Annotated in this window: 24 protein-coding genes and 1 riboswitch; of the genes, 14 read left to right on the top strand and 10 right to left on the bottom strand. The window is 73.1% G+C overall.

What is annotated here, in order from left to right; all coding sequences use genetic code 11:
- Window positions 1-539: 539 nt before the first annotated feature.
- Window positions 540-1,505: a glucosyl-3-phosphoglycerate synthase gene (locus tag RM780_RS00640; RefSeq protein WP_311628383.1), complete on the bottom strand. Its 966-nt coding sequence runs from the start codon at window positions 1,503-1,505 to the stop codon at window positions 540-542.
- Window positions 1,506-1,815: 310 nt separating this feature from the next.
- Window positions 1,816-1,959: riboswitch (SAM riboswitch) on the top strand.
- 17 nt (window positions 1,960-1,976) lie between these two features.
- On the opposite strand from RM780_RS00640, the gene thrC reads away from it, so the two are divergent.
- The 4 genes from thrC (at window position 1,977) to groL (ending at window position 7,094) form a co-directional block, all read left to right on the top strand.
- On the top strand, window positions 1,977-3,311 hold the full coding sequence (gene thrC / locus RM780_RS00635; protein WP_311628382.1) for a threonine synthase: 1,335 nt from the start codon (window positions 1,977-1,979) through the stop codon (window positions 3,309-3,311).
- Entirely contained in the window at window positions 3,308-3,583 is a 276-nt protein-coding gene (locus RM780_RS00630; RefSeq protein ID WP_311628381.1) for a MoaD/ThiS family protein, read from the top strand. Before thrC ends, RM780_RS00630 begins: the two co-directional genes overlap by 4 nt.
- Window positions 3,584-4,021: 438 nt before the next feature.
- Window positions 4,022-4,225: a cold-shock protein gene (locus tag RM780_RS00625; protein WP_004986573.1), complete on the top strand. Its 204-nt coding sequence runs from the start codon at window positions 4,022-4,024 to the stop codon at window positions 4,223-4,225.
- 1,240 nt (window positions 4,226-5,465) lie between these two features.
- On the top strand, window positions 5,466-7,094 hold the full coding sequence (gene groL / locus RM780_RS00620) for a chaperonin GroEL (protein ID WP_311628380.1): 1,629 nt from the start codon (window positions 5,466-5,468) through the stop codon (window positions 7,092-7,094).
- A 785-nt stretch (window positions 7,095-7,879) separates the two neighbouring features.
- On the opposite strand, the gene murQ is transcribed toward groL, so the two are convergent.
- Together murQ and RM780_RS00610 are read right to left on the bottom strand one after the other, a co-directional pair.
- Complete coding sequence (gene murQ, locus RM780_RS00615; RefSeq protein WP_311628379.1) at window positions 7,880-8,803, bottom strand: N-acetylmuramic acid 6-phosphate etherase; 924 nt, start codon at window positions 8,801-8,803, stop codon at window positions 7,880-7,882.
- 57 nt (window positions 8,804-8,860) lie between these two features.
- Entirely contained in the window at window positions 8,861-9,805 is a 945-nt protein-coding gene (locus tag RM780_RS00610; protein WP_311628378.1) for a MurR/RpiR family transcriptional regulator, read from the bottom strand.
- A gap of 99 nt (window positions 9,806-9,904) precedes the next feature.
- Here RM780_RS00610 and RM780_RS00605 point away from each other — a divergent pair, with 99 nt between their 5' ends.
- Both RM780_RS00605 and RM780_RS00600 read left to right on the top strand, forming a co-directional pair.
- Window positions 9,905-10,279, top strand: a complete 375-nt coding sequence (locus tag RM780_RS00605) for a hypothetical protein (protein ID WP_311628377.1) — start codon at window positions 9,905-9,907, stop codon at window positions 10,277-10,279.
- Complete coding sequence (locus tag RM780_RS00600) at window positions 10,276-10,542, top strand: DUF4031 domain-containing protein (RefSeq protein ID WP_311628376.1); 267 nt, start codon at window positions 10,276-10,278, stop codon at window positions 10,540-10,542. Before RM780_RS00605 ends, RM780_RS00600 begins: the two co-directional genes overlap by 4 nt.
- A gap of 12 nt (window positions 10,543-10,554) precedes the next feature.
- Here the strand turns inward: RM780_RS00600 and RM780_RS00595 are convergent, their stop codons facing one another.
- Window positions 10,555-10,806, bottom strand: coding sequence for a hypothetical protein (locus RM780_RS00595; RefSeq protein ID WP_311628375.1), 252 nt, complete (start codon window positions 10,804-10,806; stop codon window positions 10,555-10,557).
- Window positions 10,803-11,132, bottom strand: coding sequence for a hypothetical protein (locus RM780_RS00590; RefSeq protein WP_311628374.1), 330 nt, complete (start codon window positions 11,130-11,132; stop codon window positions 10,803-10,805). Before RM780_RS00590 ends, RM780_RS00595 begins: the two co-directional genes overlap by 4 nt.
- Window positions 11,133-11,374: 242 nt before the next feature.
- Here RM780_RS00590 and RM780_RS00585 point away from each other — a divergent pair, with 242 nt between their 5' ends.
- The 8 genes from RM780_RS00585 (at window position 11,375) to RM780_RS00550 (ending at window position 20,198) form a co-directional block, all read left to right on the top strand.
- The gene (locus tag RM780_RS00585; protein ID WP_311628373.1) at window positions 11,375-12,193 is read left to right on the top strand and encodes a helix-turn-helix domain-containing protein; all 819 of its coding nucleotides are present in this window, start codon (window positions 11,375-11,377) and stop codon (window positions 12,191-12,193) included.
- Complete coding sequence (locus tag RM780_RS00580) at window positions 12,190-12,450, top strand: DUF397 domain-containing protein (protein ID WP_311628372.1); 261 nt, start codon at window positions 12,190-12,192, stop codon at window positions 12,448-12,450. Before RM780_RS00585 ends, RM780_RS00580 begins: the two co-directional genes overlap by 4 nt.
- Before the next feature lie 41 nt (window positions 12,451-12,491).
- Window positions 12,492-13,304, top strand: a complete 813-nt coding sequence (locus RM780_RS00575; RefSeq protein ID WP_311628371.1) for an SAM-dependent methyltransferase — start codon at window positions 12,492-12,494, stop codon at window positions 13,302-13,304.
- A gap of 92 nt (window positions 13,305-13,396) precedes the next feature.
- Window positions 13,397-17,863 (top strand): RHS repeat-associated core domain-containing protein, encoded by a 4,467-nt coding sequence (locus RM780_RS00570; protein WP_311628370.1) that lies wholly within the window; start codon window positions 13,397-13,399, stop codon window positions 17,861-17,863.
- Window positions 17,860-18,078 carry a hypothetical protein gene (locus RM780_RS00565; protein WP_311628369.1) on the top strand — a complete coding sequence of 73 codons (219 nt, stop codon included), beginning with the start codon at window positions 17,860-17,862 and terminating at the stop codon, window positions 18,076-18,078. Before RM780_RS00570 ends, RM780_RS00565 begins: the two co-directional genes overlap by 4 nt.
- Before the next feature lie 175 nt (window positions 18,079-18,253).
- Window positions 18,254-18,622, top strand: coding sequence for a hypothetical protein (locus RM780_RS00560; RefSeq protein ID WP_311628368.1), 369 nt, complete (start codon window positions 18,254-18,256; stop codon window positions 18,620-18,622).
- A 303-nt stretch (window positions 18,623-18,925) separates the two neighbouring features.
- Entirely contained in the window at window positions 18,926-19,519 is a 594-nt protein-coding gene (locus RM780_RS00555; protein WP_311628367.1) for a hypothetical protein, read from the top strand.
- Between the two features lie 115 nt (window positions 19,520-19,634).
- Complete coding sequence (locus tag RM780_RS00550; RefSeq protein WP_311628366.1) at window positions 19,635-20,198, top strand: dihydrofolate reductase family protein; 564 nt, start codon at window positions 19,635-19,637, stop codon at window positions 20,196-20,198.
- On the opposite strand, the gene RM780_RS00545 is transcribed toward RM780_RS00550, so the two are convergent.
- From RM780_RS00545 to RM780_RS00525, 5 genes are all read right to left on the bottom strand, one after another.
- Window positions 20,104-21,015, bottom strand: coding sequence for an alpha/beta fold hydrolase (locus RM780_RS00545; protein ID WP_311628365.1), 912 nt, complete (start codon window positions 21,013-21,015; stop codon window positions 20,104-20,106). The two genes, RM780_RS00550 and RM780_RS00545, sit on opposite strands and share 95 nt — an antisense overlap.
- Before the next feature lie 89 nt (window positions 21,016-21,104).
- On the bottom strand, window positions 21,105-21,518 hold the full coding sequence (locus tag RM780_RS00540; protein WP_311628364.1) for a MerR family transcriptional regulator: 414 nt from the start codon (window positions 21,516-21,518) through the stop codon (window positions 21,105-21,107).
- A 32-nt stretch (window positions 21,519-21,550) separates the two neighbouring features.
- Window positions 21,551-22,210, bottom strand: coding sequence for a class I SAM-dependent methyltransferase (locus RM780_RS00535; RefSeq protein ID WP_311628363.1), 660 nt, complete (start codon window positions 22,208-22,210; stop codon window positions 21,551-21,553).
- Window positions 22,211-22,299: 89 nt separating this feature from the next.
- Window positions 22,300-22,965 carry an HD domain-containing protein gene (locus RM780_RS00530; RefSeq protein ID WP_311628362.1) on the bottom strand — a complete coding sequence of 222 codons (666 nt, stop codon included), beginning with the start codon at window positions 22,963-22,965 and terminating at the stop codon, window positions 22,300-22,302.
- 312 nt (window positions 22,966-23,277) lie between these two features.
- Window positions 23,278-25,401, bottom strand: coding sequence for a HelD family protein (locus RM780_RS00525; RefSeq protein ID WP_311628361.1), 2,124 nt, complete (start codon window positions 25,399-25,401; stop codon window positions 23,278-23,280).
- Window positions 25,402-25,434 lie beyond the last annotated feature (33 nt).

The following is a 25,434-nucleotide window of genomic DNA, read 5'->3' as shown; positions in this document are numbered from 1 at the left end:
CCCCGGGAAACGTGTGCCCCCTCACACGCGCCGCCCCCATCACCCACGCGGTCCCGGACGATGACACTCCGTGCGCACCGCCCGCGGCCGGGCGTCGGTGGTGGCCCTCGGCAGCACGCCTGCGGCGGGCACGCGCGCCGGAGCTTGGGACTACGCCCGCGGCGGGCGTTGCCCGGCCGGAGGCGGGGCCGCCTGCGCGCATCCGCACCCGGCCCCGCCTCCGGCGCACCCGACACCTTTGAGGCACGGGCCCACCCCCGCTCGCCGCAACGCCGGCCGCAGGCGTGCGCCGCGCCCCGGGGCGTCGCCGGGGAACGTCGCAGGCGATCGCCCCGCGCCCCCGGGGCTCCCGCGGGCGCCGGCGCAGCCGGGCCCCGCAGAGCCGCCCGCCGCAGGCGACCCGGCGCCGCCGCGGCCCCGGCGCTCGCCGCAGGCGAACGCGCACCGCGCGCCGGCCGTGGAACGCCCGCCGCAAGGCGAACGCACACGCCAAGGCCCCGGGGCGGCGAGCGCCCCGGGGCCCCAGGCCGGGCAGTCGGCTACGCCGCCCTGCGGGCCGCGTACTCCGGGATGCTGTTCATCGGGGGGCGCTCCTCCGCGTCGATGGGGTGGGTCTGGGGCGTGAAGCCTCCGTCGTCGGTGCGCTGGAACTGGGTCAGGCCCAGGCGGTTCGGCAGGACCGAGCCGGGGAGCCGGACCTGCGCGGTGCGCAGGATCGCGGCGGCCATCCGCCCCAGGGCCTGGCCGTCCTGGTGCCGGTGCTTGCGCACGCCCACATCCACCTGCCCCAGCGCGTCGAGCCCCGCCAGGTTCAGCGTGTCGATGAGCATGCCCAGCTCCACGCCGTACCCGACCGGGAACGGCAGCCGTTCGAGCAACGACCGGCGCGCGGCGTACTCGCCGCCCAGGGGCTGGACCACGCCGGCCAGCTGCGGCCAGTGCAGGTTCAGCAGCGGGCGGGCGACCAGCTCGGTGACCCGGCCCCCCTGGCGGGCCCCGCCGGGGTTGTCGCCGAGCGGTCGGTCGTACATGGCCTTGACCAGTTGCACGCTCGGCTCGGTGAGCAGGGGCCCGAGGATGCCGGAGACGAATCTGGAGTCGAACTCCCGCAGGTCGGCGTCCACGAAGCAGACGATCTCGCCGCTCGTTGCCAGCAGTGAGCGCCAGAGCACCTCCCCCTTGCCGGGTGCCGTGGGCACTCTGGGCAGGATCTCGTCGCGGTGGACGACCTTGGCGCCCGCCGCGGCGGCCACCTCGGAGGTGCGGTCGGTGGACCCGGAGTCCACCACCATCAGTTCATCGATCAGTGGCACGTCTTCCATCAGGTCGCGCCGGAGCGCTTCCACGATGGCGCCGACGGTCGCCTCCTCGTTCAGCGCGGGGAGAACCACGCTGATGCTGCCAGCCGCGCCTGCTGCTCGCTTCGCGCTCAACAGCTGCGGCAGCGAGCGGTCAGCGGCGTCCCAGGACCGGCGGCTCAGCCACTCCTCTGCCTCTTCCAGCACGAATGTCGCTCCTGTTCGCGTTCGGCCACGATTACTCCGTATGGCCGTATCTGCCCCTTCTTGGCGCAGTCCGAACCCACCGTTGCCACGTTTTTTCGGGATACTTCCGACCTCTCGGATGAGTCGTTTGTGACGGTTGTGACGAGTTCCCGCTCGTTCTTCTCTCTATCCGCTCTCTCGTGGAGTCTCGTGGCATCTCGTGGCGTCTCGCGGATCGGACGGCCCGGGCCATTGTGGGGGGCGTCCGTTACAGTCTCGAACAGCGCAGGTGTCCTCCGCATATCAGGACCGGCGCTCCACAACCGCATACAGCTCATCCAGAGGGGCAGAGGGAACGGCCCGTTGAAGCCCCGGCAACCCTTCCGCCGGCACTCGCCGCACGTCGCGCGAGGCTCCCGGTGGGGAAGGTGCCAATTCCGTCCCGCGGCGAGAGGCGTCGCGGGGAAGATGAGGAGAGGGGCCTCGCCACCCATGTCTGTGCTGTCCACGCAGTCCGCGTCCGACTCCGCACGCACCGCGACCACCGCATCCGGGAACACCCCGGGTACCGCCGGCGTCGACCTCGGACCCGCCGCCGCCCTCTCGTGCAGGGAGTGCGGGGAGCGTTACCCGCTGAGTCCGATATTCGCCTGTGCGTCCTGTTTCGGCCCGCTGGAGATCGCTTACGACCTCCCCGCGGGCGACCCCGAGGCCCTGCGCCGCCGCATCGAGGCCGGCCCGGCGAGCGTGTGGCGTTACGCCCCGCTGCTGCCCGTGCCCGCCGACGTGGCCGCCAAGCCGAACCTCAACCCCGGCTGGACCCCGCTGGTCCGCGCCGACCGCCTGGCCGCCGAACTCGGCGTCACCGGCGGCCTGTTCGTCAAGGACGACTCGGGCAACCCCACCCACTCCTTCAAGGACCGGGTCGTGGCCTGCGCCGTCGAGGCCGCCCGCGCCTTCGGCTTCACCACCCTCTCCTGCTCCTCCACCGGCAACCTCGCCGGCGCGGTGGGCGCCGCCGCGGCCCGCGCGGGCCTGCGCTCCTGCGTCTTCATCCCGCACGACCTGGAGCAGGGCAAGGTCGTCATGGCCTCCGTCTACGGCGGCGACGTCGTCGGCATCGAGGGCACCTACGACGACGTCAACCGCTTCTGCAGCGAGCTGATCGGCGACCCGGCCGGCGAGGGCTGGGGGTTCGTGAACGTCAACCTCCGCCCGTACTACGCCGAGGGCTCCAAGACCCTGGCCTACGAGATCTGCGAGCAGCTCGGCTGGGAGCTGCCCGACCAGCTCGTGGTCCCGATCGCCTCCGGCTCCCAGCTCACGAAGATCGACAAGGGGCTCAAGGAGCTGATCGCGCTCGGCCTGGTGCCCGAGAAGCCCTACCGGATCTTCGGCGCCCAGGCCGAGGGCTGCTCGCCCGTCTCCCAGGCGTTCCGCGCCGGGCACGACGTGGTGCGCCCCGTGCGGCCGGACACCATCGCCAAGTCCCTGGCGATCGGCAACCCGGCGGACGGCCCCTACGTCCTGGACATCGCCCGCCGCACCGGCGGCGCCGTGGAGGACGTCACCGACCCCGAGATCGTGGACGCGATCCACCTGCTGGCCCGCACCGAGGGCGTGTTCGCGGAGACCGCGGGAGGGGTGACGGTGGGCGTGACGCGGAAGCTGATCGCCTCCGGGGCCCTGGACCCCGCGAAGACCACCGTCGTGCTGAACACCGGCGACGGCCTCAAGACCCTGGACGCGGTGGCGCCCACCGCCGGTCCGTCCGCGATCATCCGTCCGAACCTGGACTCGTTCCGAGAGGCTGGCCTCGCATCATGAGCGTAACTGTCCGAATCCCGACCATCCTGCGCACGTACACCGGCGGCGCCTCCGAGGTCACGGCCGAGGGGACGACCCTCGGCGAGGTCCTGGCCGACCTGGACCGGCAGCACCAGGGCATCGCCGCGCGGGTGCTCGACGAGGACGGCAAGCTGCGCCGCTTCGTGAACGTCTACGTCAACGACGACGACGTCCGTTTCGCCGAGGGCCTGGGGACCGCGACCCCCGACGGGGCCGGCGTCTCGATCATCCCGGCGGTGGCGGGCGGCTGAGTCCGCGTCACGTCCACACGCCTTCACGACATCCGTCGCTCCGCCCCGAACCGATCGTTCCGGTTCGGGGCGGATGCACGTGCGCGGGGCGCTAGAGTGGCCGTGGTCTCACCCCGGCGGTTGCCACGCGCATATGAATTCACGACACATCGCGCTAAGAATGTGCTGAGAAACGCTGTACCAATTGTCTGGTTGGCGCGTTTGGGGCCGTGAGAAAGATTCAACTTTCATACACTTTGCGTTATTTGCCCGTTCTGGGTCGCCAAGAATTCCCTCCCGAATGGCCTGTTGCACTGGGCGTCCGTGCAGATACATTCAGCGTCGGTCGACGCGTTCCGGCGCACACCCCCCGTCCGCCCGGGGGTGGGGTCTGAGAGGTCTGACCCGGGCCCGCGAAGTGCGGTCTCGTGAAAGGGCCAGCAAAATGGGGAGTTAGGAATGGCTCAGGGCACCGTCAAGTGGTTCAACGCGGAGAAGGGCTACGGCTTCATCGCGGTAGACGGTGGTGCGGACGTGTTCGTCCACTACAGCGCGATCCAGATGGACGGCTACCGCACCCTGGAAGAGGGGCAGCGGGTCGAGTTCGAGATCTCTCAGGGGCAGAAGGGCCCCCAGGCCGACATGGTCCGGGTCACCGCCTGAAACGCCGACCGCACCGCAGCCTGCCGCGCGGGCCCGCACCCTCCGTCGGGTGCGGGCCCGCCCGCATCCCCGCTCCGCTCGGGCCGTTGCCGCGCCCCGGCCCCGCCCGGCGCCGCCCGCGCTCCCGCGCCACGCGGCTCCCGCGCCACACGGGGGGTTGCCGCGTCCCGGCCCCGCCCGGCGCTGCCCGCGCTCCCGCGCCCCGCGGGGCGTTGCCCGCATTGCCGCCCCACACGGGGGGTTGCCGCGTCCCGGCCCCGCCCGGCGCTGCCCGCGCTCCCGCGCCAGGCGGGGCGTTGCCCGCATTGCCGCCCCACACGGGGGGTTGCCGCGTCCCGGCCCCGCCCGGCGCTGCCCGCGCTCCCGCGCCCCGCGGGGCGTCGCCCGCATTCCCGCCCCACGCGGGGTGGCGCCCGTATTCCCGCGCCACGCGGCCTTGCCGCAGCGGCCCCCAACGGGGCGAGCCCGCCCACGTGGTCCCGCCCCACGCGGCCCTGGCGTAGCCGCTCCGCGCTCGCGCGCGGCCCGCCGCAGCCGCCGCCCGACGGTGCGGGCCCGCCCACGGTCCCGCGGCGCGCACGGGCCGCCCGCGCTCCGCGCTGCGCGGGGGCCTGCCCACGGTCCGATGCCGCGCGGCCCTGCCGCGGCCGGCTCCGCGCCCGCCGGCTCGCAGCCGCTCACCGCTCACCGCTCACCGCTCACCGCTCACCGCCCACTGCTCACCGCTCACCGCGCTCGGCTCACCGCGCTCCGCCCACCGCGCCCGGCCACGGTCCCGCACCGGGCGGCGTGCCGCCCGCGCTCCGCGCTGCGCGGGGGCCTGCCCACAACTCACGCGCCGCTGCGGGCCGGCCCGCAGCGCCTCAGCAGCGGGCCGGGCCCGGCCGCAGTCCCGCCCCCGCGCGGGCGCAGGAGGCTGGCCGCGCCCCCTCGCGGACCGCCCCCTCGCACCTCACAGCCGTCCGCTCCCGGCGCCGCGCCGCGCCGCGCGAGCCCCGCGCAGCGGCAGCGCCCCCGCCGCCCCCACCGGGCGCCCCGCCGCCCAACGCTTGCACTCGGAGGGGGAGAGTGCTAATCATGGCGTTAGCACTCTGAAGGTGAGAGTGACAAAAGCAAGGACCGGTTCGGTGAGGTCCACGGGCCCGGCGGGAGCAATGAACCGCCGGGCCGCAGGGCCGTCCGTCGCGGGCGCCAGCGCGGTCCGGAGCAATCCACCCCAGTCCTGGGAGGACCACTTCACATGGCCAAGATCATCGCGTTCAACGAGGAGGCGCGGCGCGGCCTTGAGCGCGGGATGAACCAGCTCGCCGACGCCGTCAAGGTCACGCTCGGCCCCAAGGGCCGGAACGTCGTGCTCGAGAAGAAGTGGGGCGCCCCCACCATCACCAACGACGGCGTGTCGATCGCCAAGGAGATCGAGCTCGAGGACTCCTACGAGAAGATCGGCGCCGAGCTGGTCAAGGAAGTAGCCAAGAAGACGGACGACGTGGCCGGCGACGGCACGACCACGGCGACCGTTCTGGCGCAGGCGCTGGTCCGCGAGGGCCTGCGCAACGTCGCCGCCGGCGCGAACCCGATGGCGCTCAAGCGCGGCATCGAGGCGGCCGTCGAGAAGGTCTCCGAGGCCCTGCTGAGCCAGGCCAAGGAGGTCGAGACCAAGGAGCAGATCGCCTCCACCGCGTCCATCTCCGCGGGCGACCCCCAGATCGGCGAGCTGATCGCCGAGGCCATGGACAAGGTCGGCAAGGAAGGCGTCATCACCGTCGAGGAGTCCCAGACCTTCGGTCTGGAGCTGGAGCTCACCGAGGGCATGCGCTTCGACAAGGGCTACATCTCGGGGTACTTCGCCACCGACATGGAGCGCATGGAGGCCGAGCTCGAGGACCCCTACATCCTCATCGTGAACTCCAAGGTCAGCAGCGTGAAGGACCTGCTGCCCCTGCTGGAGAAGGTCATGCAGTCGGGCAAGCCCCTGCTGATCATCGCCGAGGACGTCGAGGGCGAGGCCCTGTCCACCCTGGTGGTCAACAAGATCCGCGGCACCTTCAAGTCCGTGGCCGTCAAGGCCCCCGGCTTCGGCGACCGCCGCAAGGCCATGCTCGGCGACATCGCCGTGCTGACCGGCGGCCAGGTCATCTCCGAGGAGGTCGGCCTCAAGCTGGAGAACGCCACGCTCGACCTGCTGGGCCGCGCCCGCAAGGTGGTCATCACCAAGGACGAGACCACCATCGTCGACGGCGCCGGCTCCAGCGACCAGGTCCAGGGCCGGGTCAACCAGATCCGCGCCGAGATCGAGTCCTCCGACTCGGACTACGACCGCGAGAAGCTCCAGGAGCGCCTGGCGAAGCTGGCCGGCGGCGTGGCCGTCATCAAGGCCGGCGCCGCCACCGAGGTGGAGCTGAAGGAGCGCAAGCACCGCATCGAGGACGCGGTGCGCAACGCCAAGGCGGCCGTCGAGGAGGGCATCGTCGCTGGCGGTGGCGTGGCCCTGCTCCAGGCGGCCTCCGCCCTGGAGAAGCTGGACCTGGAGGGCGACGAGGCCACCGGCGCCGCCGCGGTCAAGCTGGCCCTGGAGGCCCCGCTGAAGCAGATCGCGATCAACGCCGGCCTGGAGGGCGGCGTGGTGGTGGAGAAGGTCCGCAGCCTTCCCCAGGGCCACGGCCTGAACGCGGCCACCGGCGAGTACGTCGACCTGCTCGCGGCCGGCATCCCCGACCCGACCAAGGTCACCCGCTCCGCGCTTCAGAACGCCGCCTCCATCGCGGCGCTCTTCCTCACCACCGAGGCCGTCATCGCCGACAAGCCCGAGAAGGCCGCGGCCGGCGCCGCGGACCCCTCCGGCGGCATGGGCGGCGGCATGGACTTCTGATCCCACCGGATCAGCAGCCCACGGCCCCAGGCCGTAGCCAAGGGCGGCACCCCCTCCGGGGTGCCGCCCTTCGCCATGCCCCGCCCCCGTCGGGCCCGCACGCCCGACGGGGGCTTGCGCCTGCGTCCCCCCGCCCCCGGTGCGCGCCGCCGCGCGGCGGGCCGGAAGCGGGTCGCCGCTCCGGCCCCGGACGCGTTCCCGCTGGGTGCGCCTGGCCCGGCGCCCACTCGCGGCGCGCTCCGTGCGGCTCCGCCGCCCACCGGCCCCCGGGGGCGCGGGCCCCAGACGGCCGCAGACCGCCGACAACGGCCACGCTTCCCGCCGGGCGAGCGGTGCCGCAACGCCCAGCGGGAACCCGGGCCGCTCGCCCGGGGGCGCGGGGCGCCGCCCCACTCGCCGCCGCCGCGCCCCGGCGCTGAGCGCCCCCGCAGGGCGCACGACGGCCGGTCGGCCGTCCGAGCCGTCCGCTGCGGCGCGCGCCGCCGTGCGGCACGGCGGAATTGGGGAACGCGCCGCCCCCGGCGTCGGGCACGGGGCCCGCCGTGGCCGCCGCAGCGTGCCGCAACGCCCGGCGGGGCCGGGACCGCACGCCGGGGGCGCGGGGCCCCGCCCCGCCGTCCTCGGGGACCCGGCCGGGCGCCGCGTCAGCGCGGATTTCCGCGTGGCCAAGGCCGCCGCGACAAGCGCCTTTCCGCCGCCCCAAGTCCCGCCGGGAAACGCCATGTTCTGGCCGTGTTAAATCTGCGGCACCAGGGAATTCAAACCGGCCCCCCGCGTGAGGAATCTCATTCCGCCGCCGCCCGCAGCGCGCCCCGCAGATGCCCGTCGCTTTCCGCGAGCAACCGTTCAGCCGTCGCCGCCGAGACGTCCCCGAGGATCGTGAGAATCGCGTTCTTCACCTCCCCGCCCGTGGACTTCAGCGCCGCCTCAACCGCCTCATCCGGCGCCCCCGTCGCCAGCCGCACGATCCGCCGCGCGCGAGCGCGCAGCTTCTCGTTCGAGGCCCGCACGTCCACCATCAGGTTCCCGTACGTCTTCCCCAGCCGGATCATGCTGATCGTGGAGATCATGTTGAGGACGAGCTTCTGCGCCGTGCCCGCCTTCAGCCGCGTCGAGCCGGCGATCAGCTCCGGCCCCGTCACCACCTCGATGCCGTGCTCGGCGGCAGCCGCCAGCGGCGACCCCGCGTTGCACGCCACCCCGATGGTCAACGCCCCCAGCGCGCGAGCGTGACGCACCGCCCCCACCGCGTACGGCGTGCGCCCCGACGCCGAGACCCCCACGACCACGTCCGCCGAAGTGACCCCGTGCGCGTCCAGGTCCGAGGCGGCCAGCTCCCCGCTGTCCTCCGCCCCCTCCACGGCGGAGACCAGCGCGGCGGGCCCGCCCGCGATCAGCCCCAGCACCTCCCCGGGCGCCGTGTTGAACGTCGGCGGGCACTCGCTCGCGTCCAGCACCCCCAGCCGCCCCGGCGTCCCCGCCCCCACGTAGAGCAGCCGACCGCCCTCCGCCAGCCGGGCCGCCGCCGCGTCGATCGCGGCGGCGATCCGGGGCAGCTCACGGGCCACGGCCCCGGGAACGGCCGCGTCCTCGGCGTTCATGGCGCGGGCGATCTCCAGCGTGGAACGCCGGTCGATCTCGGCCAGCTCGGGCCGGTACGCCTCGGTGGCCAGCGCGTCCAGCGCGCCGGAAGCGGATTCGGTGGTCATGCGGCGGCTCTCAGAAGGCTCTGGCGGACAGCAGACAGCGGAAAAGGAAGGAACGGATCAGCGCCGACGAGGCGCGTGCCGGTGCGCCAGCGCCTCGTAGCTGGCGTGCAGGGCGGGCGCGGCCGAGGCGTACGTCCGCTGCGCCACCCCGATGAACAGGCAGTCCACGACCAGCAGTTGACTGGCCCGGCTGGACATCGCGGCCGGCCGCAGCTCGCTCTCGCGGGCCGTGGACGTGGTCAGGACGTGGTCCGCGTACCGCGTGACCTCCCCGTCCGGGCGCCCCGTGACGGCCACGGTCGTCGCCCCCCGGTCGAACGCCGCCCGCAGCGGCTCGATCACGTCCACGGTCCGCCCGGAGTGCGTCACGGCCAGGGCCACGTCCCCGGCCCGTAGCTGAACGGCCCCGGTGACCGCCAGGTGCGGATCCGCGTGCGCGTGGGCGACCAGGCCGATGCGCAGCAGCTTCTGCGCCAAATCCTGCGCGACGAGCGAGGAGGCCCCGACCCCGTACACGTCGATCCGGCGCGCGGCTGTCAGCGCGGCCACGGCCGCCTCGAGCTGGCGCAGATCGAGACCGGCGGCGGTGTCCGCGAGGGCCTGCCGCTCGTCCTGCGTCAGCTTGGCGACCACGTCGGCCAGCGAGTCGTCCACGGCTATGTCCGCCGTAACGGCCGGGGCGGCGCCGGAGGCGAGCTGCGCCGCGAGACCGGCCAGGGCCAGCCGCAGGTCCCGGTAACCGGGATAGCCGAGGAGGCGGGCGGTGCGCACGACGGTGGCCTCGCTGGTGCCGGTGCGCTCCGCGAGGCCGGTGACGGTGAGGGCGGCGCACCCGGCCGGGTCCCCGGCCACGGTCTCGGCCACGCGCTGCATGGAGCGGGTCATGGAAGGCGCCAGGGTGCGCACCTTCGCGGCCAGGGCCCCCGGCTCCGGCGGTGTGGGCGGGGGCGCCACGGCGACGGGCCGGGGTCTTCCGGCCCGCCGGGTGACATTTTCCTTCATCGGACTCCTCACGGCTGAAACTTATTTTCGGGCGAGGGTGCCGTCAAGCGCCGCCGGGCGGGCGGCCTCGCGTCGGGTGGGTCTGGTCCAATGGTCGGCATGGAGCACCCGACTTCGGAAGAGGCCATCCACCGGGCGCGGGCCCTGGTGCTCGCGGACCTCGCGGCCGGCGGGGTGGCCGGGCCGGAGGAGGTCTCGCTGCTGGAGGAGGCCGTGGCGCACCGCCGCTGGTGGTGCGCGCAGTGGCCGGAGGGCGCCGCCTACGTCGCGGGCCTGCTCGCCCAGGACATGCAGGACGCGCTGCTGGCCCGCGTCGGCCGCTGGCCGCTGTGCCGGGTCTGCGTCCCGGAGGCGGGCACCGAGCCGCACCAGCTCGACGTCGAGCCCGAGCTGGGCGAGGACCCGCACTGGGTGTGCGGCGTCACGGGCAACGTCCTCGCTCCGGTCGGCTCGCTCGCGGGGGCCTCCGGGTGACCGTCTACATCGACCCGCCCACCTGGCCCGGCCACGGGCGGCTGTGGTCCCACCTGATCAGCGACGAGTCCTTCGAGGAGCTGCACGCCTTCGCGGCCCGCCTGGGCTCCCCGCCCCGCGCCTTCGAGCGCGACCACTATGACATCCCGGCCGAGCGTTACGCCGACGCGGTCGCCCTCGGCGCGGTCGAGGTCGGCAGCAAGGAACTCCTGCGCCGCCTCACCACGGCCGGCCTGCGCCGCCCCAAGCACCGGCCGTCATAAGGGCGTTCGGGGTCAACGCGGGCGTGGCCGTCCCGACCGGGCCCCGGTGGCGTCGGGCGTCGGCCGGACCGAGCGGGTGGCGTAGAGGACGGTGTGCGCCCGCATGGTGAACGACTCCCCGCTGGCGAACTCGAGCCGCCGCCCGCCCCGGGGCACCACGCTCATGTCCGAGACGGTGAACGCCTGCCCGCCCAGGAACAGTTGATCGCCCACCCGGATCGTCTGGGAATCCACGGTAACGCCCATGGCGACGCGGTCGTTCATCCCCGCCCCACCGCCTCGCCGGTCAGGCGCGCGCCCCGGCTCTCCGCCACCCGCAGGGCGTCCAGCAGGCATTCGAGCAGCCGCAGCGCGGTCCACCGCAACTCCCGCACGGTGACCTCCGGTTCCACGATCAACGGCCGGGCACAGCACGCCACCTCGGCCCCCGAGGCCAGTTGCGCCCGCTCCACCTCATCGGCCAGCGCCGCCAGCCGCCCGTCCCCTCCGCACGGCGTCAGGTAGGCCGGGCCGCCGTCCTCCCCCGGCCATGGCAGCAGCCGCGCCACCCCCGGTTCGGCCGTCGCCGCCGGACTCGTTCGTTCCGTCACCTGTCATTCCTCCCTTGTGCGGCACCGCGCGCAAAGCCCCGGGGGCTTCGCGACCGGCGAGAGGGGTACGAACCCGTTGGGTCACCGCGCGCCGCCTCGTCACCTGTTCGAGCGGTCAGTAGCCGTCCGTACGCCAAGGGTTGTCCTCCGCGCGTACGCTCACCAGGGGCAACGGCATAACTGCTTACGCGTCATGACAGAGCGTTATAACGGCCGCTCAGTCATGGAGAGGAGTCGAGAACATGAGCGTGGAGGCGGAGCTTCCGGACCCGACGTCCAGCCTTTTGGCGTTCTTCGGCAGCGAACTGCGGCGTATCCGGCTGGAGGCGAAGGCATCTCAGGGCGAGACGGCCAAGCGCGCGCACACGACCCAGGCGATGATCAGCTACATCGAGTCGGCGAAGCGCGTCCCGTCCGAAGACCTGGCCCGCGACCTCGACTTGGCCTTCGACACGGGCGGCCACTTCGGCCGCCTGCATCCGCTGGTGCTGCGGTACGCGTACCCGTCGTGGTTCCTGCCGTATGTCCAGCTTGAGCGCGACGCGACGAAGATGCGGGCGTTCGCTGGCCAGGTCATCCCGGGACTCCTCCAGACCGAGGACTACGCGCGGGCGGTTCTGAGTGCGGGACGGCCGGACAATCTCGATGACCTCGTGGCGGCCCGCATGACGCGACAGGAGGTCTTCGACCGGGAGATCCCGCCGCGCGCATGGTTTGTCCTGGACGAGAACGTCCTTCACCGCGCGATCGGCGGGGAAGCCGTGTTCCGCGCCCAGCTCGCCCGCCTCCTCGAAGCGGGGGAGCACCCTCGCACGGTGATCCAGGTCGTCCCCCGGACTGTGACCACCCACCCCGGGCTCGACGGTTCCTTCAGTCTCCTGAGCTTCGAGGAGGGGCCGGACGTGCTCCACGTGGACGGCTTCTCACAGGGCAGGTTTGCGCTCGAATCACGCGAGGTAGCGGCGGCCGAACACGCCTATGATCTGCTCAAAGCCGTGGCCCTCTCGCCGGAGGGGTCCGCCGACCTGATCCGTTCGCTTCTCAAGGAGTTTGACCGATGACCCTCCTGAACGAGCTGCTCGTCCTTACCTGGCGCAAGAGCAGCTACAGCGGTCCCAATGGCGGTGACTGCGTGGAGGTCGGCACGTGGCGGAAGAGCAGCTATAGCAGCCCCAACGGCGGCGACTGCGTTGAGATCCGGCTGGGCGTTCCGGGGGCCGTCCCGGTCCGGGACAGCAAGAACATCGGCCCGGCGCTGGTCTTCCCGGCCGCCGACTGGGCGGGCTTCCTCACCGCCGTGCGACGCGGGGAGCTGTAGTCCCGGGGTCCGGTTCCGGACTCCTCCCGTACCCTCGGGGAATGTCCAACTTTCGCCCGCAGCAGGGTGTTTCCGCGCCGCCGCCCGGCGTTGACCCGGCCGTTCCGCACTCGCCCCGGGTGTGGAACTACTGGCTGGGCGGCGAGGACCACTACCCGGCCGACCGCGAGGCCGGCGAGCGGGTCCGTTCGATGTACCCGGGCATATCCGACTACGCCCGCGCCAACCGGGCGTTCCTCGGCCGCGCCGTCCGCCTCGCCGTGGGCGGCGGCGTGCGGCAGTTCCTCGACATCGGCGCCGGCCTGCCGACCGCCGACAACACGCACCAGGTGGCCCAGCGCGCCGCGCCCGAGGCCCGCGTCGTGTACGTGGACAACGACCCGCTGGTCCTGGCCCAGTCCGGACCCCTGCTCACCAGCACGCCGGAAGGCGCCACGGCCTACGTGACCGGCGACCTGCACGACCCGGAGGCGGTGCTGCGCGCCGCGTCCCGCACGCTCGATCTGACCCGCCCGGTGGCCGTACTCCTCCTGAGCGTGATGATGTTCACCGCCGACGACGCGGAGGCATACGGCATCATCCGCCGCCTGATGAACGGCCTGGCGCCGGGCAGCCACCTGATCCTCTCCCACACGGTGACGGGACCGGGCTGGGAGGACATGGACGCGGCCGTGACGAGCTGGAACGAGGTCGGCACACCTAAGCTGAAGCAGCGCACCCCCTCCGCCATCTCCGGCTTCTTCACCGGCCTCGACCTCCTCCCCCCGGGCATCGTCTCCTGCACCCACTGGCGCCCGGACGGCGAACCCGGCCCAGAGGTCGCGATGTTCTGCGGCGTGGGCCGCAAACCCTGATGCGCGGGCCGAGCCTCCGGTAGTTTCGTTTGCGTATCTGAGTAGTCACTCGTGGGGGGGCCACGATGTCGCGTCCGTCTGATTGGTCGCCGGTGGACTTGGACCGGGACCCGACGCCCGGCGACCCGGAGGAGATCCGCCAACTCTCCGAAGAGCTACAGGAGTTCGCGGACGACGTGGGCGAGGCGCTGGGCCGTATCCGGGGGATGGCCTCGGACCGCGCTGTCCAGGAGTGGGCAGGCTTATCCGCGGAAGCCTTCCGCGCGGAGTTCGACGGCGTCCCGGGCAACCTCGACAAGCTCCAGCGCTCGTACGACATGGCCGCGGACGCGCTGGCCCGGTACTGGCCGGAACTCCAGACGGCCCAGGGCATGGCGGACCGCGCCCTCCAGCGCGCCATCGACGCCCAAGCCGCCCTGTCCTCCGCCCAGACCGACCTTTCCGACGCCCAGTCCTGGGTCTCCCGGGCCGGGGACGAGGCCGAACGCCTCCAAGAGGACTCGGAGGCGCCCGAACCCCCCGACGAGACCCAGGTCCGCCAGGCCGTCCGCGATCACCAGGCCGCGCAGGAGGCCGCCTCCTCCGCCCAGTCGCGTGTGGACAACGCCGAGGCCGAGCTGTCGGCGGCCCGCGAACTGGCCCGCCAGGCCCTGGAGATGCGGGAGGAGGCGGCCCGCACCTGCGCCCAGGGCATCGACGAGGCCTCCGACGCCGGCATCCAGAACCGCCGGTGGTGGGAACGCGCCATCGACTGGGTGGTGGACAACTGGGACACCATCGTCTCCGTCTGCCGGGCCATCGTCGCCGTCCTCGGCATCGTCGTCATGATCATCGGCGGCCCCCTCGCCTGGGTCGTCCTCGCCGCAGCCCTCGTCGTCCTCGCCGACACCCTCATCGACTACGCCAACGGCCGAGCATCCCTCTGGGACGTAGCCTTCGCATCTTTGGACTGCATCCCGGGCATGCGCGGCCTCACCACCCTCGGCGGCCTCGCCCGCGGCGCCCGAGGAGCCATGGCCGCAGCCCGCACCGGCCTCCGGGGCATGGCGGGCGGGATGCGCCGCCTGGCCGGCCGGGCCCGCACGGCGGTGGATGACGCCGTCCAGGGCACCTACGACCGGATGCGCAGCCTCATCCGCAGGGGCGATTCCGACCCGGTCGACATGGCCACGGGCCGGATGTTCCTGCCGCAGACGGACGTCACCCTCCCCGGCACACTGCCCCTCACCTTCATCCGCCGGGCGGAGTCCGGCTTCAATGCCGGATTCTGGTTCGGCCCCTCCTGGTGCTCAACCCTCGACCAGCGCCTGGAAGTTGACGAGCGCGGCATCGTCATGGTCACCGACGACGGCATGCTCCTGACCTACCCCCACCCAGGCGAGGACGGTGGGCCGGTCCTGCCGGATGCGGGCCCCCGCTGGCCCCTCACCCGCCTGACCGGCGAGGAGGATGGCTACGCGCTCACCGACCCGATCACCGGCCACACCCGGCACTTCTCCCCGCCCACCAACACCGGCCTGTGCCTCCTGCTGCGGATATCCGACCGCAACGGCAACACCATCGAGATCGACTACGACGAATGGGCCGCCCCCACCGCCCTGCGCCACTCCGGCGGCTACCGCCTGGCCATCACCACCGACGGCCACCGCGTCACCGCCCTCGCCCTCACCGAGCCCACCGGCGAGACCCCCATCAAGACCTACGGCTACACCGACGGCAACCTCACCGAGATCACCAACTCCTCCGGCCGCCCCCTCCACCTCGCCTACGACACCCACGGCAACATCACCTCCTGGACCGACACCAACGGCCACAGCTACACCTACGCCTACGACGACCAGCACCGGTGCACCGCCCAGGGCGGCCAGGCCGGTCACTTCACCAACACCCTCACCTACAACGCCACCGACCCCGCCTGGCCCGACGCCCGCATCACCACCCTCACCACCGCCCAAGGCGCCACCACCCGCTACGTCATCAACGACCGCAGCGACGTCATCGCCGAGACCGACCCCCTCGGCCACACCACCCGCACCGAGTACGACGACCACCACCACATCACCGCTCAGACGGACGCCCTCGGCCACACGACGCGTTTCATCAACAACGCTGTCGGCCAGCCCCTTTCGGTCCTGCATCCCGACGGTGGCGTGACCTGTTACGACTACAACGAGTCCTACCAGCCCGTCGCTGTCCAGTTCCCCGACGGTTCGACGATCCGATACTCCTGGGACGAACGCGGGAACTGCGCAGCGGTCACCGACCCGATCGGGGAGACAAGGCGCTTTGCCTACGACCAGTTCGGAGGGCTCAGGGCGCTGATTCTTCCCGACGGATCAGTCACCCGGATTCAGTGCAACGCGGCCGGAGTGCCCGTGGAGATGATCGATCCCCTCGGCAACCGGACGGTGCGCGAGGTGGATGCCTTCGGCCGCGAGACGGCGTTGACGGCCCCGGACGGAGCGACGACACGCACCTGGTGGGACGGGGCAGGGCGCATGGTCCGCAGACTCAGCCCTGAGGGAGCTGAGGAGACGTGGCGCTATGACGGCGAAGGCAACTGCGTTCTCCACTCCGATGCCAACGGCAGCCGGACGATCTATGAGTACGGCCCGTTCGACACGCTCGTGGCACGCACCGACCCGGGAGGTCGGCGTCAGACGTTCACCTACGACGGCGCCCTTCGGGTCCGCAGAGTGACCGATTCCCAGGGACTCAGTTGGGATTACACATACGACCCCGTCGGCCGACTGGTCACCGAAACAAACTTCGACGGTCGGCGCTTCACATACGAGAGGGATGCCGTCGGCCGGGTCACGGCCCGAACCAACCCGCTCGGACAGACAACGCATTACCGTCGCGATCCCTCCGGACGGGTTGTCGAGAAGCGAGCCGACGGGATCCTGACCTCGTATGCCTACGACGCGCTGGGCCGGCTGACAACGGCCGACAGCCCGGACGCCCATGTGGTCCTGGAGTACGACGCAGTCGGACGCGTGCTCTCGGAGTCCTGCAACGGGCGGGTCCTTCGCCACGATTACGACGCCGCTGGCCGACGTGTGCGCCGGGTCACGCCCAGCGGAGCGATCAGCATGTGGGAATTCGACGCGGCCGGCCGCCCGACGATGCTGACGACGTCCGGGCAGACCGTAGCGTTCGAATGGGACCCGGTCGGCCGCGAGACGTCGCGCCGAGTCGCTGACAGCCTGACCCTGACGCAGTCCTGGACGCCCTCCGGTCGCCTTGCCGGGCAGGCGGTCACTCCGGCGTCGGCGAGCGCGTACGCGCGGGTCTATGACTACCGTCCGGACGGGTACCTCGCCTCCGTGATCACTCCGGGTGGCCCGTGCGTTCTGGATCTTGATCCGGCGGGCCGCGTGACCGCCGTCCGGGATGGTGAGTGGACCGAGCACTACACCTACGATGAGTCGGGCAACCAGATGTCGGCCGAGTGGCCGACTCGTCAGGGTTACGCTGACGCACGAGGCGACCGCACGTACGACGGCACGCTTCTCACCCGGGCGGGGCAGGTCCGGTACGAGCACGACAATGCCGGGCGCGTTACTGTTCGGCGGCGCTCTCGTCTGTCGAGAAGGCCGGACATCTGGCGCTATGTCTGGGACGCGGAAGACCGCCTGTCGTCCGTTGTCACCCCTGACGGCGCGGAGTGGCGTTATCGCTACGATGGGCTGGGCCGCAGGATAGCCAAGGAGCGACTGGCCGACGACGGTAGTGGACACGTTGTCGAGCGCATCGATTTCATCTGGGACGGAACGGCGCTTGTCGAGCAGTTGATCACTCGCGCCCCGGAACATCCCGTGGTAGCGCTTACTTGGGACCACGACGGCTTGCGGACGCTGACGCAAATAGAACGGCTTGTGCGCCCGTGCACCCAGGAGGAGATTGACCGGCGCTTCTTCAGTATTGTCACCGACGTCATTGGTACCCCAACGGAGTTGATCAGCGAGCAGGGGGAAATCGCCTGGCGTCGCCGCTCGACGCTATGGGGCATCACAGCGTGGGCGAAGGAGGCCTCCACTTTCACGCCTCTCCGGTTCCCGGGGCAGTACTACGATCCCGAATCGGGCCTGCACTACAACTACCATCGCTATTACAGCCCGGAGACGGCTCGCTACCTCTCGCCCGACCCGATGGGCCTGGCTCCCGCGCCCAACCCCATGGCCTACGTCCACAACCCGCACACCTGGTTGGACCCGCTCGGGCTGATGGCTTGCGAGCATCCTGCCATCACCGAGACGAGACAGGGCGCGGGGAGCATGGTCAGCCAGCACCCCATGACGGCTGATGAGGCGCTTCAGGGAGGCATAGACTTCCTCGGTGACGGCTATCGGGAACTTGGCCAGAACCGAGGAGTGTTCCGCAGTGCTGATGGGCTGCGCCAATTCCGCATGGATCAGGACTCTCTGCAAGGGAATCACTGGCCTGACGTACCCCACGTACATTTCGAGATGTTCAGGAACCCGGGAGACAAGAGGCCGTTCGTGAACAATCATGTGCCTCTCGTCGATCCGCGAAGGCCAGAGGGTGGTGCTCCGTGATCAAGAGAGGAATCGTCGGGCGGATTGTCTCGGGCCATGAGCTGGGAAGTTATGTAAAAGTCGAAGAGTTGCCGGACGATCCGCCCAGCTTCCTCATCCTCACGGCCAGCGATCGCGAATTCCGCGAGGGCAGTGGGGACTCCTGGGTCGAAGACTACGCCTCACTCGAGCAGTTCTTCGAGGAGTCGCGGTGGGTGATCGAATGGGAGGAGTGACCCGGTTGGACACTCGTCACCAAGTCCCCCCGGCCCACGGGGGAACGGATGGCCCCACGGGGCGACCCCGCTACCGTGGATCCGACCAATCGAACTCTCCCTCGACGCGGGCTGACGCCCGGTGCTGTACAGCATCGGGCGCGTCATCGACGGTGAGAACGCTACGCTCCGAGTCATGGCAGTCCAGATTCCTCCGAGACCTCTCAACCATGGCGAGAAGGAGGTCCTCGAATGCATCCTGGGCGCGGATTTTCCCGGCTCCGCGGAGCTTCGCAGTCAAGTGGGCGAGGCGGAAGTCGTCTCCCTCTGGGGAGACGGATCGGTCAGCGTCGATCTGAGGGTTCCGGAGGATACGGCGAAGGCTGACCTGGTTTCCGGCGTTGCCCCGGTGGAGGCGACAGTGGTCGACGACACCGGGGAACTCGTCGGCGAGATCCTCGTCTGGGTCGACCGGGGCAGGCTCGCCGGCCTCGAATACGCCTGGTACGGAGCGGACGCCCCCACGTCCCTGCCGCCGGCGGAGAACATCAACGTGTTGGCATGACGGCCCTCGCGGAAGCCAAGGAGCGGAAGGAGTCGGTGCTCCTGCCCTCGCGCATGCCCGGCGCCGGATGCCGGGCTCCGGGCTCCGGGCGGAGCGTGACCGCGCGCACGCGCGTCTGTGCGGCGCGTTGTCGCTGGGGTGGGCGTGTGGGGTGGGGCGTGCGCCGGGTGGGCTGTTGGGGGATGAGTCCCGTGGACTCAGCGCTTGACAAGTCCTGAGTCCGCGGGTTGACGCCCCTCGCGGCGGGCGCGGAGCATCGCAGCGAACCGGGAGCCCCCACGTCCCGAGCGCGAAGGAGTGCCGATGCCGGCCGAGCTGACCAGCCCCCCCGCCCGTTTCCCCCGTTCGCCCCGTCGTTCCCGCCGGGTGCCCGGCTCCGTGCTGGGCGCCGTCGCGGCGGGTGGCGCCGCTGCCGCCGTCCTCGGCCTGGCCGCGGCCGTTCCCACCGCCGCGGCCGAGACGGCGGCCGACGCGGAGCGTTCGTTCTCCGTGAACCACGAGACGCAGGACGGCTGCGCCGTCACCACCGCCGCCCAGGGCACCGTGACGTTCCAGGACGTCTCCGACGGCGGCACCGCGCGCCGCGCCGGGCTGCTGGTCCTGCTCGGCGCGGAGGCCGACTCGGCGGCCTGTCCCCGGAGTTGGGGTCCGGAGCTGTCGTTCCTCCAGGTCACCGCCCTCGGCGGCGGGCAGGCGGCGGACTCCGCCACGGTCCGGCTCCAGCCGGCGTCCATGGACCCGAGCGGGTTCATCGCCTTCCGGATCGCCCAGGACTCGCTGGGCGCCTCGGCCCCGCTGGACAGCGTGGAGGTCGCCGCGTGCCGCGACGCGGGCCCGAACTCGGACGGCTTCACCTGCGGCGAGCCGGTCACGGTCCAGGTCGCCGAGGAGGACTGACCCCCCACCCCCGTCCGCCGGTCCTCCCCGCCCGGCGGCCCGAGTCCGCGCACCTCCCCGCGCGGGCACCGTACGGGGCTGTACGTCGCGCACCGGCTCACGAGAGGCTGAGGCCGTGCGCAAACTGACCTTCGCCATGAACACGAGCCTGGACGGCTACATCGCCGCGCCCGGCGACGACCTCGACTGGAGCGTGCCGAGCGACGAGCTGTTCCAGTGGTGGTCCGACCGGGTGCACGCCACTGACCTGGCGCTGTACGGGCGCAGGCTGTGGGAGACGATGAGCTCCCACTGGCCGACGGCCGATCAGCAGCCGGATGCCACCCCGGCGACGGTCGAGTACGCCGGCCGCTGGCGGGACATGCCGAAGGTGGTCTTCTCCTCCACGACCAGGCCGGTCGACTGGAACGCCCGCCTGGTCACCGGCGACGCGGTCACCGAGATCACCAGGCTCAAGGCCGGGGACGGCGGCCCCATGGACATCTGCGGTGCCACCCTCGCCGGTGCGGCCATGCGGGCCGGGCTGATCGACGAGTACGTGCTCGTCACCCATCCGGTGCTGGTGGGCGGCGGCACGCCGTTCTTCACCGCCCTGGACAGCTGGGTGAACCTGAGCCTGGCGGAGACCCGGACGTTTCCCGACGGCGTGCTGCTGACCCGGTACGAGACGAAGCGCTGAGCGCCCGGAGCCGGAGGAAGCGGCGGATCGCGTCGGCCGATTCCTCCGGCCTGCGCAGGTGGACCCAGTGGTCGGCGTCGAGTTCGACCAGGGTGGTGCGGGGGCGGCGGGAGGCCATCTCGCGGGCCTGGGGGGTGGGCAGGACGGCGCTGGCGGTGCCGTGGAGGAGCAGGGCGGGGCAGTCGGAGGCCAGCCACTGGGGCCAGTGGTCGCCGAGGACGCGGGCGTCCGAGTCGGCCATGTCCTCGGGGTGGCACCCCAGCCGCCAGCCGTCGCCGTGCGGGCGCAGGCCGTTCTCCAGCAGGGGGGCCAACGGGCCGCAGGCGCGCAGGAGTTCCTCGCGCGTGGGGGCGGTGTAGGGCAGGCCGAGGAGGAACGACAGCGGGGCGGGGTCGACGACGGGTAGGGACGCGGGTCCGTCGAGGTTGACGAGGGCGCCGACGGCGCCGGGGTGCTCCGCGGCCAGGTGGTAGGCGTTGACGGCGCCGAGGGAGTGCCCGAGGACGGGCAGGGGGCGCCCGTCGAGGCCGAGGTGGGTGAGCAGGAGACGGAGGTCGTCGAGATAGCCCTGCCGGTCGTACCGCTCCGCCCGGTCGGAGTCCCCGTGGCCCCGCTGATCGGGGGCGAGCACCCGCCAGCCGTCCGGCCGCAGCGCGGCGGCGAGCCCCGCGAACTCCGCGCCCTCGCCGAGGTGCCCGTGCAGGGCGAGGAGCGGCCGACCCGTGGCGGGGCCGAAGTCGAGATAGGACAGGCGGCGCCGGTCCGGGGTGGTGAGGTGGGAGCGCGTGGGGGGCGCCGGGGCGGGATCGTTCGGCATGGCTTCACCGTAAGAGATCGGCGCCGCGGACCCGGCGCCCCCGGGCCCCCGCCGTGCTCCCGCCCCCGCCGGGCTCCCGCCCCCGCCCGTCAGGGCCTGTCGGCGGGCGGGGGCGGGAGGTACGCGTCCGCCTTGGCGAGGAAGGCGGGGCAGGCGCGGTAGTCCTCGGCCTCGCACTCCAAGGCGTGTTCGACCAGGTCGAGTTGGGCGCGGGCCGCGGCGATGCGCCGGCGCAGGGCGTCGCGGTGGGCGCGGAGCACGGCGTGGCGCCCGGCGCGTTCCGGCGAGGACCGCATCTCGCGCAGTTGCGCGAGGCTCAGGCCGCTGTCCTTGCCCAGCAGGATCATCGCCACGTCCACCAGGTGCCGGCCGTCGTACCGCCGCTGCCCGCCGACGCGCCGGGAGGGCTGAAGCAGCCCAACGTCCTCCCAGTGCCGGAGCACGTGCGTGGCCAGGCCGAAACGTCCGGCCAGCTCGCCGATGGTCAGTTCCCGCTCGTCCACGCGCCCATTCAGGCGCGGGGCGCACGCCCGCGTCAAGCCGAGGGCGTCCACGCCTGGACCCGCGCGAACAGCGGCAGCCCGCCCCGCACGGGCGAGCGCACCGCCCGCCCGTGGGCGAACGCCGGCTGCGCGCGCAGCGCCTCCAGGCCGGCCCGCAGCGGGGCGAAGCGGAAGTCCACGATCAGCAGGTGCCCGCCGGGCCGCAGCACCCGCGCCAGCTCCCGTGCGGCGGCCGGGAGATCGGGCCAGTGGTGCATGCTCAGCGTCGAGACGACCAGGTCGGCGGAGGCGTCCTCGCAGGGCAGCACGGCCACGTCCCCCGTCCGGAAGTCGAGCCGCCCGCCCAGCCCGGCCTCCCCGGCCAGCCGCCGGGCCAGCGCGGTCATGTCGGGCGCGACGTCCACGCCGGTCAGCGCGAGGTCCGCGCGCTGGGCGGCCAGGGCGTGCAGCAGGCGGCCGGGCCCGGTGCCGACGTCCAGCACCGCGCCGTCCGCCGGGGCCGCCGCCGCGGCCTCCCGGGCGACGCGGCGGTAGAGGCCGCGCAGCGAGCGGCGCGTGTGCCGGTCGTAGGTCTCGCTGCCCGGGGCGTTGAACGTCTGCGCGTCCTCCCGGCGGTGAACGGCCCGGTGCAGCAGGCCGCCCAGGCGCGAGTGGCGCGTGTTCCCCGCGGGGCTGTGGGCGTGGTCGGACATGGGGTACCTCCTGGCGTTGGCCGGTGCGCGAGAACCCCACCGTGCGCCTTCAGGCCGACCTGAAGTCAACCGGCCGGGAACGCGAGCCGTCAGGCCGTGAGCAGCCGCAGCTCGCCCCGGGCGTTGAACCGGGCCGCCGCCTCCCACCGCTCCGCCCCGTACGCCGTGCGGAAGAGGCGGGGCTGGGCGAGCAGCCCGCGCAGCACCGCCGCCCGCCCCTCCCGGAACGCCTCGTCCGGGACGAAGCCGTACTCCTGCCGCACGGCCGCCGCGTAGGCCGCGTACTGCTCGGGCGTTCCGGCCAGCACGGCGAGGTCCGCGTCGCACAGGGCCGCGCCGTTCGCGTCGTCCTCGGCCGGGTCGTGGCCCGCGGTGAGGCGGACCAGCCGCGCCACCTCCTCGCGGCGCGGGTCCCCGGCCAGCAGCCGTTCGGCGAGGACGGCCGAGCGCTCCTCGTTGTCCCCGGACGTAGCCGTGGGGTCGTAGACCGCGTCGTGGAACCACGCGGCCAGCTCCACGGCCGCCGGGTCGGCCGCCGCCGCCCGCAGGCCCGGCTCGGCCAGCCGGTCGAGCACGGCCCGCAGGTGGGCCGTCGTGTGGTACCTGCGGTGCGGCTCCGCCCAGCGGGTGACCAGCTCCTGCCCGGCCACCGCCGTCACGCCCGGCCCCGGCAGCGCCAGGAAGCGCCTCAGCAGCTCCTCCTCGCCGGTGCCGCCCGTGCCGCCGCTGCCGCCCGTCCCGCCCGTCGTGCTCATGTACCCATCGTGGCACCCGGCCCGGCGGTGCGCGGGCCGGCGGCGCGCGGCCCGGCGGCGCGGCCCGGGGGCGCCGCGCGGCCAGTCCCGTGATGAGCGTGTCGAGGGCCGCGTGCCCAGGGCCGGTCAACGGCCTCGGTCAACGCCCGGCCCCGCACTGCGGCTCGCCCGCCGCGGGCGTCCCGCCCCGGAGCGGGACGCCGTGGCACCCGGCGCCGCAGAGTGGACCGGCCCCGGCGCCGCGCCGGTCGTTCAACGCCCGTGGCGGGCATCACGCCCGTGGCGGGCGCCGGCGGTCGGCGGCCCCACCGCTCAGCGCCCGGTCAAGGCGAGCGGCAAGCGCTCCGCGTGGACGACGGTCAGCCCCGAGACCGCGCGCGTGAGCGTCACGTACAGGCGGCGCAGGCCCGTGCGTTCGTCCGGTTCGGCGGCTACCACGGCGGTCGGCTCGTCCAGGATCACGTGGTCGTACTCCAGGCCCTTGGCCAGGGCCGCCGGCACCAGCGTCAGGCGGGCCGCGCCCGAGGTCTCCTCGCCGGGGGAGAGGTGGCCCAGGCCCGCCGCGTCCAGGGCCGCCGCCAGCGCGGGCACCCGGTCCCCGGCCGCGATCAGGCCGACCGAGCCCTCGCCCGCAAGGGCCTCCCGGCAGGCCGCGACCACCGCCGCTTCCCGCTCCTCCGGCTCGACCGCCCGCACCCGCAGCGCGCCCGCCGAGGCCCGCACCGAGGTGGCCGGGGCCAGGCCGGGGGCGATGGCGGGCAGCAGCCGCGAGGCGTAGGCGATCACCTCGCCCGGCACGCGGAACCCCCGGGTCAGCTCCGCGACCTCCGCCTCCGGCTTGCCCAGGTGTCCCAGGGCCGTCGCCCAGTCGGCCGTCGCCCAGGGCGTGGTGCCCTGCGCAATGTCGCCCAGCACCGTCGCCGAGCCGGTCGAGCAGCGGCGCCCCACCGCCCGGTACTGCATCGGCGAGAGGTCCTGCGCCTCGTCCAGCACCACGTGCCCCAGCGACCCCGTGCGTTCCACCAAGTCCCGCGCCTCGTCGATGAGAACGGCGTCGGCGGGCGACCATCGGGCCGCCTTCACGCCGCGCGGCGGCCGTTCCAGCAGGATCGCCGCCTGCTCCTGCGGCGTGAGAACGCCCTCGGCGCAGGCCGCCAGGAACTCCGCGTCCGACAGCAGCCGCAGCACCAGCCGCGCCGGGTCCACCGGCGGCCAGATCTCCTTGACCGCCGCCTTCACGGCCGGGGTGCGGGCCACGGCGTTCTGCGTCCGGTCGTCGGGGGCCTCGCCCGCCGCCTCCATCCGCACCAGCACCGCGTGCGCGATCCGCTGCGGCAGCGCCTCCCGCGCCGACCCGTACCGCAGACCCCGGCCCAGCAACTCCCGCACGATCTCGCCCAGTTCGTGGACCGGAACGCGCCACCTGCGCGAGCCGCGCACCACCGTGACGCCCTCGGCGGCGGCCCCAGGGTCCTCGCCGGGCACGCGCACGCCCGCGCGCACCGCGCGCCGCAGCACCTCGGCCATCCGCGCGTCGCCCTTGACCAGCGCGGCGGCGGGGGAGTCCTCGCCCCGGATCTCCAGGCCCTCGGCCACCAGCTCATCCACCGTGGTCTGCCGCACCGCCAGCTCGCCCAGCGCCGGGAGCACCTGCTCGATGTAGCGCAGGAAGGAGCGGTTCGGCCCGATCACCAGCGTGCCGCCCCGGGCCAGCCGCTCCCGGTGGGCGTACAGCAGGTACGCCACCCGGTGCAGACCGACGGCCGTCTTGCCGGTGCCGGGCGCGCCCTGGACGCACACCGTGCCGCCGAGCGCGGCGCGCACGATCTCGTCCTGCTCGGGCTGGATGGTGGCGACGATGTCCCGCATCGGGCCGACGCGGGGGCGTTCGATCTCGCGGCGCAGCAGGGCCCCGGCGGCCTCGCCGGTCCCCTCCCCGTCCTCCTCCGAGCCGGGCCCGCTAAGGCGCTCGTCCTCGTACGCGGTCAGCTCGCCGCCCTCGTAGCCGAAGCGGCGGCGCAGCTCCACGCCCTGCGGGTCCTGCCGGGAGGCGCGGTAGAACGGCTGCGAGACGGGGGCGCGCCAGTCGATGACCATGGGGTCCCCGGCGGCGTCGTGGACGTGGCGGCGGCCGATGTAGAAGCGGCGGCCGTCGTCCTCGCGCTCCCCGTCCTCGGCCTTTCCGTCCTCGGGGGCCTCCAGGTCGAGGCGGCCGAAGAACAGCGGGGTTCCGGCCAGGTCCGCCAGGGCCTTGACGCGCAGCTCGATCTCGGAGCGCAGCACCTCGGCGTTCACCCAGTTCGCCGTGACGTCCGAGATGTCCAGGGCCTCGGCCTCGGCCCGCATGGCGCGCAGGGCGGCCCGGGAGGAGGCGAGGTGGGCGCGTTCGGCGTCCAGAGGCGAGTCGGCGGGGGAGGGCGGATGGGCGGCGGGCACGGCGAAGCCTCCGTCGGGACAGTCGGGGGTGGG

This window comes from Streptomyces boetiae (genome assembly GCF_031845405.1).
In the GTDB taxonomy this organism is placed as follows: Bacteria; Actinomycetota; Actinomycetes; order Streptomycetales; family Streptomycetaceae; genus Streptomyces; species Streptomyces boetiae.
Note: the sequence above shows the minus strand (reverse complement) of the source record. Positions and strands in the feature narration are given on the sequence as shown.

Bases quoted from the DNA above. Each gene is read 5' to 3' on its own strand.
- RM780_RS00535 (WP_311628363.1), bottom strand. From the start codon at position 22,210: ATGTCCGACCACGCCCACAGCCCCGCGGGGAACACGCGCCACTCGCGC.
- murQ (WP_311628379.1), bottom strand. From the start codon at position 8,803: ATGACCACCGAATCCGCTTCCGGCGCGCTGGACGCGCTGGCCACCGAG.
- thrC (WP_311628382.1), top strand. From the start codon at position 1,977: ATGTCTGTGCTGTCCACGCAGTCCGCGTCCGACTCCGCACGCACCGCG.
- RM780_RS00610 (WP_311628378.1), bottom strand. From the start codon at position 9,805: ATGAAGGAAAATGTCACCCGGCGGGCCGGAAGACCCCGGCCCGTCGCC.
- RM780_RS00575 (WP_311628371.1), top strand. From the start codon at position 12,492: ATGTCCAACTTTCGCCCGCAGCAGGGTGTTTCCGCGCCGCCGCCCGGC.
- RM780_RS00605 (WP_311628377.1), top strand. From the start codon at position 9,905: ATGGAGCACCCGACTTCGGAAGAGGCCATCCACCGGGCGCGGGCCCTG.
- RM780_RS00560 (WP_311628368.1), top strand. From the start codon at position 18,254: ATGGCAGTCCAGATTCCTCCGAGACCTCTCAACCATGGCGAGAAGGAG.
- RM780_RS00545 (WP_311628365.1), bottom strand. From the start codon at position 21,015: ATGCCGAACGATCCCGCCCCGGCGCCCCCCACGCGCTCCCACCTCACC.
- RM780_RS00585 (WP_311628373.1), top strand. From the start codon at position 11,375: ATGAGCGTGGAGGCGGAGCTTCCGGACCCGACGTCCAGCCTTTTGGCG.
- RM780_RS00555 (WP_311628367.1), top strand. From the start codon at position 18,926: ATGCCGGCCGAGCTGACCAGCCCCCCCGCCCGTTTCCCCCGTTCGCCC.
- RM780_RS00630 (WP_311628381.1), top strand. From the start codon at position 3,308: ATGAGCGTAACTGTCCGAATCCCGACCATCCTGCGCACGTACACCGGC.
- RM780_RS00595 (WP_311628375.1), bottom strand. From the start codon at position 10,806: ATGAACGACCGCGTCGCCATGGGCGTTACCGTGGATTCCCAGACGATC.
- RM780_RS00625 (WP_004986573.1), top strand. From the start codon at position 4,022: ATGGCTCAGGGCACCGTCAAGTGGTTCAACGCGGAGAAGGGCTACGGC.
- RM780_RS00530 (WP_311628362.1), bottom strand. From the start codon at position 22,965: ATGAGCACGACGGGCGGGACGGGCGGCAGCGGCGGCACGGGCGGCACC.
- RM780_RS00580 (WP_311628372.1), top strand. From the start codon at position 12,190: ATGACCCTCCTGAACGAGCTGCTCGTCCTTACCTGGCGCAAGAGCAGC.
- groL (WP_311628380.1), top strand. From the start codon at position 5,466: ATGGCCAAGATCATCGCGTTCAACGAGGAGGCGCGGCGCGGCCTTGAG.